This window comes from Dolichospermum circinale AWQC310F (genome assembly GCF_000426925.1).
GTDB classification, from domain to species: Bacteria; Cyanobacteriota; Cyanobacteriia; order Cyanobacteriales; family Nostocaceae; genus Dolichospermum; species Dolichospermum circinale.
Genome location: NZ_KE384694.1, coordinates 21,268 through 38,330 on the forward strand (window position 1 = coordinate 21,268; position 17,063 = coordinate 38,330).

17 protein-coding genes are annotated in these 17,063 nt (G+C 36.7%); 8 read left to right on the forward strand and 9 right to left on the reverse strand.

The features are described from left to right. The coding region (locus ACIR310F_RS22695) for a S8 family serine peptidase (RefSeq protein ID WP_231387558.1) at positions 1 to 1,577 on the reverse strand (1,577 nt) is incomplete at its 3' end. 219 nt (positions 1,578 to 1,796) lie between these two features. On the opposite strand from ACIR310F_RS22695, the gene ACIR310F_RS0115105 reads away from it, so the two are divergent. Further along, entirely contained in the window at positions 1,797 to 2,219 is a 423-nt protein-coding gene (locus ACIR310F_RS0115105) for a hypothetical protein (protein WP_028084545.1), read from the forward strand. A gap of 133 nt (positions 2,220 to 2,352) precedes the next feature. Here ACIR310F_RS0115105 and ACIR310F_RS0115110 read toward each other — a convergent pair whose 3' ends face one another. From ACIR310F_RS0115110 to ACIR310F_RS0115130, 5 genes are all read right to left on the reverse strand, one after another. Beyond that, on the reverse strand, positions 2,353 to 3,309 hold the full coding sequence (locus ACIR310F_RS0115110; protein WP_028084546.1) for a DUF6414 family protein: 957 nt from the start codon (positions 3,307 to 3,309) through the stop codon (positions 2,353 to 2,355). Further along, the gene (locus tag ACIR310F_RS0115115; protein ID WP_155963850.1) at positions 3,263 to 3,496 is read right to left on the reverse strand and encodes a hypothetical protein; all 234 of its coding nucleotides are present in this window, start codon (positions 3,494 to 3,496) and stop codon (positions 3,263 to 3,265) included. The genes ACIR310F_RS0115110 and ACIR310F_RS0115115 overlap by 47 nt, the downstream gene beginning before the upstream one ends. 49 nt (positions 3,497 to 3,545) lie before the next feature. Then, positions 3,546 to 4,757: a bifunctional phosphopantothenoylcysteine decarboxylase/phosphopantothenate--cysteine ligase CoaBC gene (gene coaBC, locus ACIR310F_RS0115120; RefSeq protein ID WP_028084548.1), complete on the reverse strand. Its 1,212-nt coding sequence runs from the start codon at positions 4,755 to 4,757 to the stop codon at positions 3,546 to 3,548. 85 nt (positions 4,758 to 4,842) lie between these two features. Further along, the gene (gene isiD, locus ACIR310F_RS0115125; RefSeq protein WP_028084549.1) at positions 4,843 to 5,055 is read right to left on the reverse strand and encodes a protein IsiD; all 213 of its coding nucleotides are present in this window, start codon (positions 5,053 to 5,055) and stop codon (positions 4,843 to 4,845) included. Positions 5,056 to 5,200: 145 nt separating this feature from the next. Next, positions 5,201 to 5,827, reverse strand: coding sequence for an alpha/beta hydrolase (locus ACIR310F_RS0115130; protein ID WP_028084550.1), 627 nt, complete (start codon positions 5,825 to 5,827; stop codon positions 5,201 to 5,203). Between the two features lie 122 nt (positions 5,828 to 5,949). Between ACIR310F_RS0115130 and purH the strand changes: the two genes are divergently transcribed. Beyond that, positions 5,950 to 7,473 carry a bifunctional phosphoribosylaminoimidazolecarboxamide formyltransferase/IMP cyclohydrolase gene (gene purH, locus ACIR310F_RS0115135; protein WP_028084551.1) on the forward strand — a complete coding sequence of 508 codons (1,524 nt, stop codon included), beginning with the start codon at positions 5,950 to 5,952 and terminating at the stop codon, positions 7,471 to 7,473. Positions 7,474 to 7,499: 26 nt separating this feature from the next. Next, positions 7,500 to 7,646 (forward strand): hypothetical protein, encoded by a 147-nt coding sequence (locus ACIR310F_RS25720; protein WP_155963852.1) that lies wholly within the window; start codon positions 7,500 to 7,502, stop codon positions 7,644 to 7,646. 168 nt (positions 7,647 to 7,814) lie between these two features. Here ACIR310F_RS25720 and ACIR310F_RS0115140 read toward each other — a convergent pair whose 3' ends face one another. Continuing rightward, positions 7,815 to 8,075: a hypothetical protein gene (locus tag ACIR310F_RS0115140; protein WP_028084552.1), complete on the reverse strand. Its 261-nt coding sequence runs from the start codon at positions 8,073 to 8,075 to the stop codon at positions 7,815 to 7,817. Positions 8,076 to 8,342: 267 nt separating this feature from the next. Then, the gene (locus ACIR310F_RS0115145; protein ID WP_028084553.1) at positions 8,343 to 8,723 is read right to left on the reverse strand and encodes a hypothetical protein; all 381 of its coding nucleotides are present in this window, start codon (positions 8,721 to 8,723) and stop codon (positions 8,343 to 8,345) included. 708 nt (positions 8,724 to 9,431) lie between these two features. Here ACIR310F_RS0115145 and ACIR310F_RS0115155 point away from each other — a divergent pair. Together ACIR310F_RS0115155 and ACIR310F_RS0115160 are read left to right on the forward strand one after the other, a co-directional pair. Then, positions 9,432 to 9,911 carry a YbjN domain-containing protein gene (locus ACIR310F_RS0115155; RefSeq protein WP_028084554.1) on the forward strand — a complete coding sequence of 160 codons (480 nt, stop codon included), beginning with the start codon at positions 9,432 to 9,434 and terminating at the stop codon, positions 9,909 to 9,911. Positions 9,912 to 10,075: 164 nt separating this feature from the next. Then, positions 10,076 to 10,795 (forward strand): lipoate--protein ligase family protein, encoded by a 720-nt coding sequence (locus tag ACIR310F_RS0115160; RefSeq protein ID WP_028084555.1) that lies wholly within the window; start codon positions 10,076 to 10,078, stop codon positions 10,793 to 10,795. 78 nt (positions 10,796 to 10,873) lie between these two features. Here ACIR310F_RS0115160 and ACIR310F_RS0115165 read toward each other — a convergent pair whose 3' ends face one another. Beyond that, on the reverse strand, positions 10,874 to 11,077 hold the full coding sequence (locus ACIR310F_RS0115165; protein WP_028084556.1) for a hypothetical protein: 204 nt from the start codon (positions 11,075 to 11,077) through the stop codon (positions 10,874 to 10,876). Between the two features lie 271 nt (positions 11,078 to 11,348). Here ACIR310F_RS0115165 and ACIR310F_RS0115170 point away from each other — a divergent pair, with 271 nt between their 5' ends. The 3 genes from ACIR310F_RS0115170 to ACIR310F_RS0115180 are packed head-to-tail and all read left to right on the forward strand — an operon-like array spanning position 11,349 to position 16,992. After that, the gene (locus ACIR310F_RS0115170; protein ID WP_028084557.1) at positions 11,349 to 12,209 is read left to right on the forward strand and encodes a hypothetical protein; all 861 of its coding nucleotides are present in this window, start codon (positions 11,349 to 11,351) and stop codon (positions 12,207 to 12,209) included. Positions 12,210 to 12,267: 58 nt separating this feature from the next. After that, positions 12,268 to 14,376 carry an ATP-binding protein gene (locus ACIR310F_RS0115175; RefSeq protein WP_028084558.1) on the forward strand — a complete coding sequence of 703 codons (2,109 nt, stop codon included), beginning with the start codon at positions 12,268 to 12,270 and terminating at the stop codon, positions 14,374 to 14,376. Positions 14,377 to 14,403: 27 nt separating this feature from the next. Further along, on the forward strand, positions 14,404 to 16,992 hold the full coding sequence (locus ACIR310F_RS0115180; RefSeq protein WP_028084559.1) for a DNA translocase FtsK: 2,589 nt from the start codon (positions 14,404 to 14,406) through the stop codon (positions 16,990 to 16,992). Positions 16,993 to 17,063 lie beyond the last annotated feature (71 nt).

Below are 17,063 nucleotides of genomic sequence, written 5' to 3' on the forward strand. Positions count from 1 at the left end.
AAAGTGTTTCCTAGTTCGGGAATGGAACTACCTAAAAGCCGGAAAGGCCATTGGGGAAGGTCAAAGATATAAATTCCTTTGAGGAAAAATAAGCCAGAACTACCAAAAATCAAACCACTGGATAAAGACCAACTCCAAGCGAAGGGAAAATAAACCCGTAAAAACCAAGCCAGGAGATAAGAACCTATCACCATGAGTATTTTAGGCAATAAAGCGATCGCACCGCCATCTATCCAAAAACCAGGATTTAGATAGCCGTTTTCTCGCAACCACCGGAAAAAGTCAGGAACGCTAATTATACCATCACTAGCTAATTTAACCGCTGCTTCGGCGTTAAGTTGTCCAGCCCCATAATAGTTTAAACCATCATCTTGAATAACTCTGGCTGACTGCTGGAGAACCTGTAAAATTTCATTGGGTTCTTTAATTCCCAAAGCTTTAATTAATGCAGCTACACCCGCAACGTGGGGAGAAGCCATACTTGTTCCTTGTAGTCCGAGAAATAGACCCTCACCCTCTTCGTTAATAGTTTCTTGGAGAATTGTCCCAGTTTCACTACCACCAGGGGCGGAAATGTCCACACCTGCACCATAATTAGAATAAGATGCTCTTTCACCGTCAGAACCAAAAGCCGCAACACCGATAACATGAGGATAACGGGCAGGATAACTAACGCCATTAGTGTTTTCATTCCCAGCAGCGGCTATAATAGTTACACCTTTATTATAAGCATAATTAATCGCCTCCGCCATAAGTTGGCTTTCTCCACCACCACCTAAGCTCATATTAATTACATCTGCACCATTATCAGCGGCAAATTTGATAGCTTCAGCAATATCAGCTACTGTTCCTGCACCGTCAGCATTTAATACTTTTAGGGGCATAAGATTGGCTTCGTAAGCTACTCCCGCTACACCATAACTGTTATTAGTAGACTGGGCAACTGTACCAGCGACATGAGTTCCATGTCCATTGTCGTCTTGGGCTGGTTCTGTATCATTGACAAAATCATAGCCTTTGACAAATTTGGTTTCATGTAAATCACGGACTTTGGTAATACCAGTATCAATGACAGCAACAGTGATACCACTACCTTTACTGCGTGTCCAAGCAGATTCTATACCGATTTTGTGTAAATTCCACTGTTTGCTATAATATTGGTCATTAGGACCAATTAAAGAGGAATTTGGTTCTTTGTCGTTTTCTGGTGGTAGAATTTCCCCTAAGCCGGTGGTTTTATCTGTAGGTACAGTTTTGTAAATGTAATTGGGTTCGATAAATTCCGTAACTTTGACCAATGGGGATTTTTTTAAATCTGTGATTCTTTGGCGATCGCCTTTGATAATATATACATGATCTGCTGCTGAATATTTATTATCCAATTGGGGTGTAACATGATATTGTTGAGCGATCGCTTGTAAATCCTTTTGAATGAGATTTTCTGCTATATCTTCCCGAAAATCCAGTAAAATTGTCTCAAATTCGCCTTTAACTGCGAGTCCCTGAAAATGTAGAAATCCAAACACCGCAGTAGTCAGTCCCACAAAGAACAAGCAGAATAATATAAGTTTTTTCATATCCGCTGATCACCGCTTCTTTTCAGTTTGTTCACTACGATAACTCATATTATGGTATTTTTGGGAAAATTTAGGCTATAGTTGCTGACAGGTAACGGGGTGAAATGTTTCTGGTTTTGGTGCATAGGGTGGTGAAAACTAATCGTTTGACATCAATTCCATGAATAATAGTCTAGACTAAATAATAAGAAAAATCACACAAATCACAGAAATCAAAGTATGGAACGTGGTCTTTTATGGTTGCCTTTGTTAGTAGCATTTTTCTGGTTAGCGTGGCAAGGTTCACAGGAATATCAGAAACTTGAAGCTTATCGGATTTGGGCTGAAGAATTTGAACGAGCTAAATATGATATTTATGCTGTATTAGCTCAAAAAGGTAATGATATTACTTGGGGAAAACCAACAACTAAAGGACCAATTGCATTGGAAACTTTTTCTTTATTAAATGTTAAGGAAATTCGCTTCTTAGTGAATGGTAATGTGGTAGATATAGAAAATCCTCCGCGAAAAGGTAGAAAAATTGAATTGCAGTTTTTATTAACTAGTGATAAGTCAATTTGTGTTCCTTTTACAGAAGTTCCTCTGGCCGCAAAATGGGGTAAATTTTTGCAAAGAACATTAGATACAGCAAGTTTAGCTTGAGTGAGGTAAACTTTATGCGGGCAAGATGCCCGCACCACAAGAGTTTTATTATTAATATCTGTACTTGATAATACTGTGAACTGCTGTATCTGTTGAAAATTAAATGTGGGTTTTGCCTGTGTAGACGCGATTTCTATTTAATTTCCGTATATATTGCTATTGGTTCTATTACCAGATCAATTTCTCCCGTCCAAGCTTTCCATACTTCTGTCATATCTATTAATCCTGAAATACCGGGAAAAGTAATTTTTTCTATTCCTCTTCTTGGTATAAATCCAACTATTGTCATTTCTACATCTCCTGGTAAAATATATGCTGATCTAAGTTGATCTCTTGTTATCCGAAGATGTTCTTGATTTATAGTTCCTATTAGATTTGAATTGCCTATATTAGTATTTACTGTAACAGAACCAATTGAAAATGCTTTGATTAGCTCTAATCCAGCTTTAAATTGATTTTCTTCATCTTTCTTTTGTTGAGAATTATGCTTAAAACCCTTATTAGTATTTTGGTTGGTATTTTGTTTAGAATTTGATAGAAAAGAATTTATTACACTATCTTTACTACATAATTCTATAATAGAATCCCAATCAATAAATCTACAAACTCCAGTTATTTTTATTAACGATGAATATTTTTCTAATTCTGTTATGTCCTTTATTTCTTTTAAAATTCCTTTATTTATTAATATTTCTTCAAATTTTAGATAGCCATAGTCATGTTCAACAATATCTTCAGTAGTAGAAGATAAATATTCATCAGATGCAGTATTAACGCCTTTTTTATATCCATCTTTAAGCGTTGTTTTATCTAGTGTTTTTCCACTAGCACCACCGGCATAATTTTTTGGACCAATACTTATTTCACCTTCTTTACCATCCTCTTGAATTTTTTCTGTATATTCTTCACCTGAGCTTTGTGTAGATTTAGTACCTTCATTCTCTGTTAATCTTCTCAGTTGCACTACACCCCCAAATAATTGAGAAGAATAAGAATGCAATTTTATTTTATCTAAATAAATAAAATGTTTTAAGCTTGAAATCTCATCTTCTTCTATTAAATTTTCTTTTAATTCGAGATCTTCTTGCATTAAAATCCTCCTGACATTTCTGTTGCTCTATTAATGATTCATTTTTCATGGCTTCAACGGCTTCATCAAAATCCAAATAATTTTCACCTTGTTTTTTCATCTCATTAACTATCGTTTGAGATGCCCTAGCTATATAATGAGATATTTCTTCTATATCAAGACTTCTATCAGGATTGGAATTGTTCATATTCCAGTGGTATTGACTGGACACCTCTAGTATACACCATAGGATTCCATTAAACAACAAAATCAAACAAATAATGCGCCATTTCCAACTTAGAACAAGTGGGAATTTCCACCTCTCTCCCTTCTTTATCTAAAAACACCGCTTGATTATGATCACTCCCAAAACCACTATCAACTTGATCAATAGGGTTCGCTACAATTGCATCTAATTTCTTTTTTTGCAATTTTTCCCGCGCTGGCTTGACAATATCCCCCGTTTGTGCTGCAAAACCAATTAAGTATTGATGGGGTTGTTTACGGTTGCCGATTTCCGCGACAATATCTGGTACTGGTATCAATGGTAAATTTTCTGGCAGCGATCGCTTCGGCAATTTTTCGGTACTATAATCTCTAGGTTTGACATCTGCAACGGCCGCTGACATAATAATTATATCTGCATTGAGTAACTGATTTAACATGACTTGCTGCATCTCTTCTGAGGTAATTACGGGAATTGCTTCTACCCCTAAAGGGACTTCCCAACTCGCTGGACAATGTACCAATATTACTTTTGCACCTCGGTGTAGTGCGGCTTGTGCCAATGCTAAACCCATTTTACCAGTTGAGGGATTGCCAATAAATCGCACGGGGTCTAAATATTCTCGCGTTCCCCCAGCACTGATTAAAACCTCTTTCCCCACTAAATCTCTCTTGCCTTGGGTGTATAATAAAGATTGAATATAAATAAATATGTCTGCGGCTTCTGCCATTCTACCAGCACCAATGCGATCGCAAGCCAACAACCCAGAACCAGTTTCCATACCATAAAATCTGCTATCTGTCAATAGCTGCCGCCAATTTCTTTGTACTGCCATCTGTTCCCACATATCTGTATTCATTGCTGGTGCTAACAATACGGGACAAGTAGAAGCGAGAATAGTATTTGTTAATAAATTATCCGCCATTCCATAAGCTAACTTAGCTAAAGTATTAGCAGTTAAAGGCGCAATCACAATTAAATCAGCCCATTGGCCTAATTCAATATGTAACGGACGTGAATAAATTGGTTGCCAAAAATTATCATCTGTATAAGCTTGATGGCGGGATAAAGTGGCTAAAGTTAAAGGAGTGATAAATTCTTGGGCAGATTTAGTGAGAATAATTCGCAATTCCACCCCAGATTTAAAGAGTGTAGAAACCAACTCACAAACTTTATAGGCGGCGATACCACCGCCTACAGCAATGAGGACTCGTTTGGATTTAGGACTTGAAAATAATGGCATTTTAGGATAGGATCTCAATTACTTGAGATTTTAAACCGTTCTACCAATCTAAAATCCAAAATCTAAAATCTAAAATCTAAAATTTTTAGCCTTCGTCGTAGGGTTCTAAATCTAAGAGGTGAATATAGGCTTCAACCAATTCTGGACGCTGGAAAGCAATTGCTCGCAGTAGATGCCAATCATTTAAACCCTCAAAAGCATTACTATAATTATCTAATTCCAGACGTGTAGCTAAATCTTGTACCTCTGTCGCTGTCATAGCAGAAATTTCTGTTTTGGAAATGCTTAGAGTTTTCATAATGCTTGCCCCTCCCTTTTGCAGCACTTACATTCAGCTTAGGGTGGAGTTGCTTCCACCTGATCTATCTTACTCATTAACGAGCATTAAATTTGTAAAAATTTTTCTGATTTTTCCAGAATTTGCAAAATTTTTGTAACTAGAGTTAACCAATTGTCTTGACAACAAAGGTTCTTAGTGCTTCTAACATTGGTAAATTAATTTCATGTCCCATTTCAAATTCATGGTACTCCACTGCTACCCCTAGAGATCTTGCCATGTCCCTGGACTTAATGGCCGCTTGTAGGGGAACTACTTCATCCTTTGTTCCGTGCATAATTAGCGTAGGTGGAAAATTGCCTGGATTAAGCGTTGCTACGCTAGGATGTGGATATCCACTCATCACAACTAAACCAGCCAATGGTAAGCTTAATCCTACATCTAAAGTCATTGCCCCACCTTGAGAAAATCCACTCAAAATTGTGCGTGATAAAGGTATGCCTGTATTAGTTTCTAAAGATTGCAACCAATCTATGAGTAGTTGTTTGCTTTCTGCTAATCCAGCATACATATTTTCTGTCCGCAAGTCATACCATGCCCTACCTGTGTCAGCATGAGGATAGGGATAGGGAGCATTTGGTAGTAAAAATTCGTAATCTGGTAAATTGATATAAGGAATCAAAGATGCCACATCTTGAGCATTTGCACCCCAACCATGTAAAGTAACGATTAAGGCTTTTGGTGTTTGTTTCCCTGGTGGAGAAACCCTAATAAAATCTAATACTGGAGTCATGGATAATTGAGTCAAGAATCAACGTCTATCCAGTATACCGCTGATCTAGGCCGCATTTCTGACCACTCTTTAGGTAAAATACTCTTCTGTTTGTAATTTAGTCCAAAGGAATCTGGGGAATTATGGCGCGTTTAGCCCTGCTGAGTGTATCTAATAAAACTGGTATTGGGGATTTAGCCCGGAGTTTGGTTGAAGAATTTGGCTTTGATATCATCAGTAGTGGGGGAACAGCCAAAACCCTCAAAGACGCAGGAATACCAGTTACTAAGGTTTCTGATTATACAGGTTCGCCAGAAATTTTAGGCGGTCGGGTGAAAACTCTTCATCCTCGCATTCATGGCGGTATTTTAGCACGGCGGGATATGGAAGAGCATATCATAGACCTGGAAAATAACCAAATTCGACCCATTGATTTGGTGGTGGTTAATCTTTATCCATTTACGGAAACCATTGCTAAACCGGGTGTTACCTTAGCTGACGCTGTGGAACAAATTGATATTGGGGGTCCGGCAATGTTAAGGGCTGCTGCTAAAAATTACGCCCATTTAACGGTATTATGTGATCCTGCCCAATATGGCGAGTATTTACAAGAATTACGCCAAAATGAAGTAGTTTCTTTAGATTTTCGCCAAAAATGCGCTTTAAAGGGATTTTTGCACACTGCTAGTTATGATCATGCCATAGCATCTTATTTAGCTGGTACGCAAACACAAGAATTTACTCTTTCTGGGACACAAATTCAATCTTTACGCTATGGGGAAAATCCCCACCAAGCAGCAGCCTGGTATAAAACCGGCAGTGAAGCCACAGGTTGGGCAGCGGCCACTAAACTGCAAGGGAAGGAACTCAGCTATAATAATTTGGTAGATTTGGAAGCCGCACGGCGCATAATTGCCGAATTTACCGACAGTCCCGCAGCGACAATTATTAAACATACTAACCCCTGTGGAACTGCGGAAGCAACCAACATTTTCGACGCTTATCAAAAGGCTTTTAACGCCGATTCTACCTCAGCTTTTGGGGGAATTGTGGCTTTAAATCGTCCTCTTGATGCGGCAACGGCAACGGAGTTAACAAAGACATTCTTAGAATGCGTAGTTGTTCCTGGTTGTGACGCAGCAGCCCAAGAGATTTTAACTAAAAAGGGCAATGTTCGCCTTTTGATTTTACCAGACTTGTTGACTGGACCGAAAGAAACTGTAAAAGCGATCGCCGGTGGGTTTTTAGTCCAGTCTGCTGATGATATCATTGCTGATCCTACTCAATGGCAAGTTGTCACTGAACGTCAACCTACTCCCCAGGAGTTGGGTGAATTATTATTTGCTTGGAAGGTGTGTAAGCACGTCAAGTCAAATGCTATTGTAATTACAAGCGATCGCACTACATTAGGTATTGGTGCTGGACAAATGAACCGCGTCGGTTCAACAAAAATCGCTATTGCCCAAGCCGGAGAAAAAGCCCAAGGTGCATTTTTAGCCAGTGACGGTTTCTTCCCCTTCGATGATACCATTCGCGCTGCCGCTGGTGCTGGCATTACTGCCATTGTCCAGCCGGGGGGAAGTCTTCGAGATAAAGATTCTATCAAGGCCGCTAATGAACTAGGCTTACTCATGGTTATGACTGGTGTCCGGCACTTTTTACATTAAGTAGGTTGGCGTGAAAAATTGTCGTTATGACAAGGGAACAGGGAACGGGGAACAGGTTTTGGGCAACTTTACTTTTCGTTACTTATGTCGGGTTTTTTCCGTTCACCTACTTATTCTTGCCTTTGAAAAACAATTTCCAAAATTGTTGTCTAAGGTACTTGCCATTTAACTGAAATAGTGATAAGTTATATTTGTGTGTGAGGAGAAAACTCAAAAAGCGTCTGGGGTGGAAACACGGCAACACTCCCGGACGTTTTTTGATTTCAATTTCATTTCATTTGCAAAATTTTCTTGTAGCAAATAATCACCTGCACATTTAAAAATAAATAGTCGGATAATTCCTAAACTTGCGCTTTTGCGTATTTATGCGAAACCCAATTCATACTGCCATGAGCCAACGCCGAAAAAACTAAAAAAATATATTTCTGCGTCAACAAAATGCTCGCTTTATCTGCAAAACCTATAATTCCAGAAATGTTGCCTTCATGATCTAACGTTTTGGCAATTTGGCAGACAATAATTTTAGTTTCGGGTTTTAATGGAATATCAACAGGGTGAGTGGGAAAGTTGAGCAGTTTTGATGTAGGGATTGATCCCAGCACTGAAAAACTCTAAACTCAATCACAATTGATAGATAAGCTGCTGTCAAACACTCTATAAACATTGCTAGATTAAAATCATAGCCATGAGTCATGTCTTAACAGCAACTAACCAAGAATTGCACAGAGAAGACAGAGAATATATAGCATTTCACCGATTGCTTAGTAAACAAACGGAGTTGTTCAGTCCGAGATTGAACTGTATGAGTACAAAATAACTTGAAAATGGTTGGATTGTGAAAAAAGTAACAAAAGTTAATAATCTAGTTCTTAATCACGAAGCATTTGGGAAATAATTGCATCTGCTTGTAATCTTTTGTAAGTCAAGTGAACTAAATTAGCTTCATCTAATTGACCACAAAGGTAGCAAGCTAAACTAAGAGCATCTAATAGCATCAAGGTGGTAATACCTTCTGCTGCTAAAGATGAGATATATTCGGAAACGCCTTTAGCACAGGTTGTTGCTGGCATTAGCACTAGTAGCAAACGTAAACAGTCTGTTGATGCCATCATGCCATCTAATTCATGGGTTTGAGTGGCTAACTGAACAATACCAAGAACGATTTGATTCGGGGAAATACCTTCTTTCATGAGTAAAGCAAAGAAGGAAGTTAAATGACATGGGGTGCTGTGATCAAGCTTGATATTCATAGTGTTTATTAAAATCAGTGTAACAATAATCAGAGATTTTTTGGCTAATCCGGAAAAATCTCTTAAAAGTTTTGGGTTTTTTTCCGTGAGATTTCAGAATCCTTTAACAGATGTCACCCCAAGTTGTCAACTCGAGTTTTTAGAGAACTCCATACAACAGTGCAGAATTTAACTCATATTTCCGTTCCTTTTTTATTATTCTTACATTTTGTAACACTAAGTAAGTCTGGTAATTTTTGGGCTGTACCAAATAAACTGTTTTTAATTAATTTAATTGAATTTATCAACCAAATTAGTAGTTTGTAGTTTATGTAACAGACAAAAGGCATTTTTGGCAATTAAAGTAAGATAGATGGTTTTGTGTGTAATTAATCAGACGCAGTAAGCAATAAATTGGAGAGTCTTTCCTCATGTTGACATCCAATGGTGATAAAGACGAATTACATCTAATATTTCTGGATGTAAACGTCTGAAACCGGGAAAAAATAATTGTCAGATTGACCGAATTTTGCATAAGCTATTATGTACCTATGACTTTATTTATATTTATCAAAAAAGATTAAAGCAAATTAAATATATATCTAAGAGGATGTTTTAAAACTATTGGGGGAATATAATTCGCTACTATACAACCAAAGTAGATACTGGCATTTCTGGTAGCAGAATAATAGATTACACTAGAAACTATATTTTTGGAAAAAAATCTGTATGGCCAGCTACCTAGAAACCCAGTCTCCAGAAGAGTTGCTTGAGCAAGTTATGCAAGAAACCACACCGCTAAATCATGTAGAAGTCATTGAAAATGTGATTAATACTCTAGCGGAAGATCAAAGTGCAATGGTGAGCCATTCGTCCGAGGGTGGGTATTTGTGGAAATTCCAGTATGGGAGTGTAGAAGTATTTGTACAGTTGACGGGAACTACTGATGAAGATACAATTACAGTTTGGTCTGCTGTGCTAACGCTACCAGTTCAAGATGAGGCCAGATTAACACGCTATTTATTAGAATTGAACTGTGTGAGTACCTTTGAAGCCCGTTTTGGGATTATTGACAATCAGGTAGTGGTGATTTCTACACGCACTTTAGCAGAGTTGTCTCCGGGGGAAGTTTCTCGGATCATTACTATCGTTGCAACTATCGCTGATGATAATGATGAATATCTGCAATCTGAGTTTTGTAAAGTGTAGGTATTGCACTATTGCGGTATAAATTATGTTTATTATGTTTCGCGCTAAGACGCAAAGGAGCAAAGCCGCAAAGGAATAGGTTGATTTTGTGGTTTAAATACATGAAAACTGCTGTAACTATTGCTGTCACTATTTTAGTATTTTAGCCTGGGGGTTGACTTTTAATGCCTGAGCAGTGGCGACTGATTCCGATTTTAGCAGCTTCTGGTTCTGTCCAGATGGCTATAGACCGTTGGTTATTAGTACAGCATGAGTTGGGAAAATGTCCACCGATTCTGCGCTTTTATACTTGGTCTCCCCCAGCAATTTCTCTGGGTTATCATCAACGTCAATATCCTGAATTTTGGCAAGATCTAATCTGGGAAGGCGAAAAATTGGATTTGGTACGTCGTCCTACTGGTGGGAGAGCGGTTTTACATCAAGGTGATTTAACTTACTCTGTTGTGACTTCTGGTCTCAGAGGAAATACTTTAGAAATATATGCAAAGATTTGTGAGTTTTTAATCCAAGGATGGCGATCGCTTGGTATAGAGTTGTACTATGGTCAGGCTGGACGGGGTTATATTCATAATCCTAATTGTTTTGGAACGGCCACTGGTGCAGATTTGGTTTTAGCAGATGGTTCTAAACTCATTGGTAGCGCCCAATTACGCAGAGGTGACGCAGTTCTTCAACATGGTTCTATACGATTAAATCCAGATGGGGATTTGTTTATAAAAGTATTTAATCAGGAGTTTTTTCATCCTTTTCAATTTCCTGAAAGTATTAATCAAGAAACAATTATTAAGGCTTTAATAGCCGCAGCTTGTGATTGTTTTGCTATGGAAATAGAGGTGATACCTTTGTCTGAAGATGAGTGGAATTTGATTTTAGCAGATTGTTGATTAGGGTCAGTTTTTGGACTACCCTAAGTTTTTTTCTCTCGCAGAGACGCGGAGGCGCAGAGAGAAGTCAGGTTTATTTTAGTTTTTGTCTTTGGTATGATGTCTATTTTTTAAATTGTCATGTTTTATTTGCAGTTCGTACCATTCATTTAAACAGTATTCTGACCAACAAAAACAATATTCATTCCAACAAAAATCACATAATTCTTTTTGTTTGATTTGATCTTTATTTACTGGTTTTTGGAGTAGATAATTGCGCGGACAATGGCTGTAATTATTCATGATTTTACCTGGTATATAGGCTAATATTTCTGGATGATCTAGTTATCTAAAAGATGATACATATAAATCTCGTCTTTTTGTGTAAATTATTGACGATATGTATAAGATTTTTATCAGAAATAAGGGAACTAAGGAAACATATCCACTTGGTGTTGCAAAAATTGTAGAAATATAGACGAATTATACTCATTGTGTTATTTTGGAGAAGGTTTATTGATTTTTTGTAATTCTGACTAGACTTGTTAGGTATCAAATACAATCTAAGTAACCGATGGAAACGAAACAGTTAAAGTTCCTATTAAAGCTGCTGGGATGTCCCAATTATCGTACTGGCTTGAGTTCTAGCATTTTTGATAGTTTTAAAAGTGAAAAAAACAAAATTTGTCGAGATTTGGGAGAATTGGAATATGTGGGCTATTCCCAGGAAGTTGCTACGGTGAAGATATTACCTGCTGGTCAAGCACTATTGAAACTTGACTCTACACAGTTACCTATTGATGATCAAGAACTCAAGGTACTGGAGAAGATAAATAAAAGTTCTGGAAAAATAGCCCCCAGTGAAATCAAAGTTTCAGGACTAAAATCAGATGAACGAGATGTAATATTAAAAACCTTGAGTGAACGAGGTTTGATTGCTGCTGAAATTAAGATGAAAATGCGTAACGCTGATGTTTGGTTAACAGAAAGAGGTATTGAGGTTTTGCGGGATGAATATAATCCCCAGAAAGGTACTAACCCTGTTATTAGTTTGGAATTGCTGGGTAATTACTTGCGCTTTTTGCGGAACAATTTGCGGGTTAAGTCAGAACAAGTTTCTACTTTAGTTTCTGATAATATGGCATCACATTCTGATATTACTGGCAATATCAGTGATGAAGAAATTTTAGAAACTATTAAGAAATTAGATCGGGAATTGGGGACAGAGAATTATTTACCAATTTTCCATTTACGGCAAAAGTTACAACCGCCTTTATTACGAGACGATTTAGATCAGGCGTTGTATAGATTACAAAAAAGTGACAAAATTGATTTTAGTACCCTACAAGAAGTCAGTGCTTATACACCAGAACAAATTGACGCGGGAATTCCTCAAAATATTGGTGGACAACTGTTCTTTCTCATAGTTAATTAACAGGTTTTCCAATATTTTTCATTTTTTCATTACTTCCTCCTCTCACAAATGTGTATCTATGACAGACATTAACGACATTATTAAACGCGAGGTCAACCCTTTTGACGTGATCAATTTAAAGCCTACTAATTTTTGGGCTGAAGAACAAGATTCAAAACTCATGGTTGAGTCAATTCATAAAAACGCAATCATAGAAATTGAAGGTTTACTAGATTTAGTGGGTCAAGATCATCGTAGCCGTACGGTTTTATTAGCTGGTGAGTCTGGTTCTGGCAAAAGTTATTTATTAGGTCGGCTTAAACGTACTCTTAACCCGAAAGCCTTTTTTGCTTATATTCTCTGCAACTGGGCTGATAGTAGTAATATCTGGCGGCATATTTTACGTCATACTGTTGATAGTTTAATTCAAGTTCCCGAAGGAGAAAAAGAATCACAGTTAATGTTGTGGCTGAAAAGTTTATCGGCTTTTACAAGCAGTGGTATAAAGCAACGAATATTTAATGATAATTTTTGGGAAGCATTACAAAGCAATCGGCAAAGATTCATTAAACACCTCAAAGATACTTATAAAAAAGCAGGTATTTATAATCCAGATATGTTTTTTGGAGTGCTACATGATCTCGCAAATCCAGAATTATATGACTTAGCTTGTGAATGGCTGCGTGGAGATGACTTAAATGAAGATTCCATGAAAGAAATCAAAGTCAAAACCTGCATTGATACAGAAGATGCTGCGAAAAATATTTTAGCAAATTTTGGCAGAATTTCCACACAAACCCAACCAATAGTTTTATGTTTCGACAATTTAGATACTATGCCCCAGTTACCAGAAGGTTTCCTGGACATACAACCTTTTTTCAATGTCAACACCACAATTCATGGGGATAATTTAAAAAATTTCTTAGTGATAATTAGCGTTATTACAGATACATTGAAACGGCATTTTGATCGAATTCTCCCAGCAGATAAAGCCGGAATACATAAAATAATTGATTTAAAACGTATTACTATAGAACAGGCGGAAGCACTTTGGGCTTATCAACTTCAGCCATTACATCAACTAGCAAATCCTAGACCTGAATCTCCTATTTTTCCTCTAAATCGGCAAATTTTAGAGAAAACCTCCCCTGGTGGTAAAACTATGCCTAGAAATACATTAGTTTTAGGTCGTGAAGAATATCAAAAATATAAAGGTTCATTATTAGATGAAAAACCAAAGACCGAACCAGTTACAATACAAATAAAGGTGACAATACCCGATGAAAAAACGGTTTCTAAACCTATATTTATTCTTCCCCCACCACCTCCAGATAATCAAGATACAACTCAAGCAGAATTTCAATTATTATGGCAGCAGGAATATACAAAAAGTCATGGGAAAATTACCAAGATTTCTTTGTTGTCATCACCTGATTTAATTCAGATGTTGCAACAGTCTATATCTAGTTTAAAAATGCAGGGAGTTAAGTCTAAACTTTTCAGCGGAAGGTATGCTAGTTATTCCTTGAGTTATCAACATCCTACCAAGCAGGAAAAATTGGGTATAGTTTGGACAGAAGACTCAAATATGAATAGCTTTTATCATGTAATGAACGCTTGTCAAACAGTCATTCAAAAAAATCTCTGTCAAACTATGTACTTAATTCGTGGTGGGGATTTAGGAAGACCAAATCTGGCGGGAAATCAACTCTATAGACAGATTTTCACCGATACTAATCATGTTCATATTAAACCAAGTTTACAGTCTATTCACTATTTGGCAACATATCAAAGTTTGGTAAATTCTGCCAAATCTCAAGAGTTAGTAATTGGTGGGAAAACGATTAATTTACAAAGATTAGAAACTTTAATTAATGAATCTGAGATATTGAATCAATGTACTTTATTACAGGATTTAGAAATTGTTGCTAAATCAAATCGAAAACCAGAAACAAATGGTAAGGAAGGAAAAGATTTAAGACCTGTTAAAAATTTCCTATTAAATCTCGTGAAAACTCAAGGTTATATGGGAGTGGCTACGTTGATTTCACAGGCTTCTAATCAATTTTTTGATGTAAAAGAAACTGAAATTCGCAGTCTGATTGAACAACTATATCAAGAAAAAAAAGTGAAAACAGTCAATCCAGAAGCTAAATTATCAGAACAATTAATTTGTTTAATTCCGTAAGTTCATTTATGACAATATGATCAGCCAATGCACTACCTGACCCAACCTACTGAAATTTACAATCAAATTTCCCAACTGTCCCTATCTAAAACCCTATGGATAGATACGGAAATTGCTGATTGGTATACTGATAAACCAAAATTAGCACTAATTCAGGTATTGGCTGATTATACAGATTTAACTGGTGAATCTGCTTACATTTTTGATGTTTTAGACAAACCTGATTTGGCTGTATATTTCATTAACCAAATTATGGTTAATTCCCAAATTGAGAAAGTTTTTCATAATGCTGGTTTTGATTTAAAATATTTAGGTAAGGAACTAGCCCAAAATGTGACTTGTACTTTAAAAATAGCTAAAAAAATTACCAAAGAAGTTTTACAAACTACCAACTTAAAACTAAAAACTCTAGCTGCTGAACTCTGTCAATTTTATCATGTAGACGCAGAAGGAGGAAGCAGTGATTGGGGAAAACGTCCCCTGACTCAAAAACAGTTAAACTATGCAGCTATGGATACAGTTTATTTAGCTGCTGTTCATCGTCGCTTACTTGAAATATCCAATCCTGATGTTATCAGTCGTGTATTTAATATGGTGAATCACAAATCTGAAAATTCCTCTTTAACTCCCACTAAAGTTAGATTAGCTTTTGAATGTCCCCGACTATTTTATCTAAATCACCATTTTCATGGTAAAGCAATATTCTCTCCTAAAGATACTCTTGGGGGTGTTGGTAATGTTTTTCATAAATTAGCAGATGATTTTATTAATTTACTGCTGATTGAACCCAGATTTAAAAGTTTATTTAATCCATCTGCAACGCAATTAAATGTAGATGTAATTACATTGGAAATTCAACAATTATTCTATCAAATTAAGTTCTTTCCCTATTTACAAGATGTAATTGCAAAAGACGCGAGTAAAGCACCTGTATTACTACAAGTTTGGCAAGGTTTACAAGGATTAATTAAGAGGTTTACTGAATTGTTAGTAATCAATGGTCGTTATTGTAGTGCAGAAACAGTTATTCAGAATACTTTTATTTCTGAAGAACACAATTTAGAATATTACTTTGATTTACCTAATGGCACAAAACAATTAATTAGAGGTGAATTTGATTGTTTGGTTTTTAATTTTGAACTCAAACGCCTTTGTATGGTGGAGTTTAAAACCTATCAACCTGTAGATTCAGCAGCACAATTAGCGCAAGTCTCTCTCTATAGTTATATGTTATCGAACTACAAAAAAGCACCTATTGATTCTGCTGTTTATTGTGTTTTACCAGAATTTAAAGAGTACAAATATTCGTGGGAACAGTTAGAAAATACGGTTCATCAATTAATTCCTTATAAATTATTACAAATGCAAAACTGGTTAAGCTGGGAATCTCCCAATCCTAACCCACCACCGGCGACAACTGAACCTTATTTATGTGAAATTTGTCCCCAACAACAAAAATGTCAAACTTTTTTTGATGTTGAAGAAAATCCAACACGAAACCTAACCCTCCAGAATTCAAAGCCTCTCTCCTGTAAGGAGAGAGGTTTTTCAGATACTGTGAAAAGTCAGGAAGATACATCTATTAATGCTGATAAAATTGGCGCATCTTTAGTGACAATTCTAGAATCTTTTAAGGTTAATGTAGATTATTATGGTGCTGATGTAAGTCCGGTATTTATTCGGGTGAAAATTAAACCACATTTAGGTGTGAAAGTTCCTTCAATTTTGAAATTATCCGCTGATTTACAAGTACAATTGGGGTTAGAATATCCTCCTTTAATTGCACCTCAAGCTGGTTATGTTAGTGTTGATTTACCGCGTCAAGATAGACAAATTGCTAAATTTGAAGATTTTATTCAAAAGCAATTTTTACCACCAACAGTGCCCGTAAAAATTGCTATTGGAGTAGGTATTGAAGGGAAGTTGTTAGAGGCTGATTTATCAGATCCAAATACTTGTCATTTTTTGGTGGGAGGAACAACAGGAAGCGGAAAAAGTGAATTTTTGCGATCGCTTCTTCTCAGTTTAATCTATCGTCATTCTCCCCAACATTTAAAAATTGCTTTAGTTGATCCTAAGCGGGTAACATTTCCCGAATTTGAACAAATGTCATGGTTATATGCACCAGTTGTCAAAGATAGCGATCGCGCTGTAGAATTAATGCAAGAACTAGTTGCAGAGATGGAATCTCGTTATCAAAAATTTGAAAAAGCTAAATGTGCAGATTTAACAGTTTATAATCAACATTCCTCCCCAATTTTACCGCGCATTGTTTGTATTTTTGATGAATATGCCGATTTTATGGCAGAAAAAGAAGTCCGCACCATATTAGAACAAAGTATCAAACGTTTAGGCGCGATGGCAAGAGCCGCAGGTATTCATCTAATTATTTCTACGCAACGTCCAGAAGCGAGTATTGTCACTCCAATTATCCGTTCTAACCTACCTGGAAGGGTTGCTTTACGTACATCCAGCCAAGCAGATTCATGTATTATTCTGGGTGGAAAAAAAACAACAGCAGCTTATTTATTAGGCAAAGGTGATTTAGTTTACGGTTCGCACTTACAACGTCTTCAGAGTTTATTAGCACAAAGTATTCAGCTACCATTAGTTTAGCCAAATACAGGGGTTTCCGCTCTTATGAGGTACATCTTAAGCCCCCTCCTCGCACCCCCCTCAATCCCCCC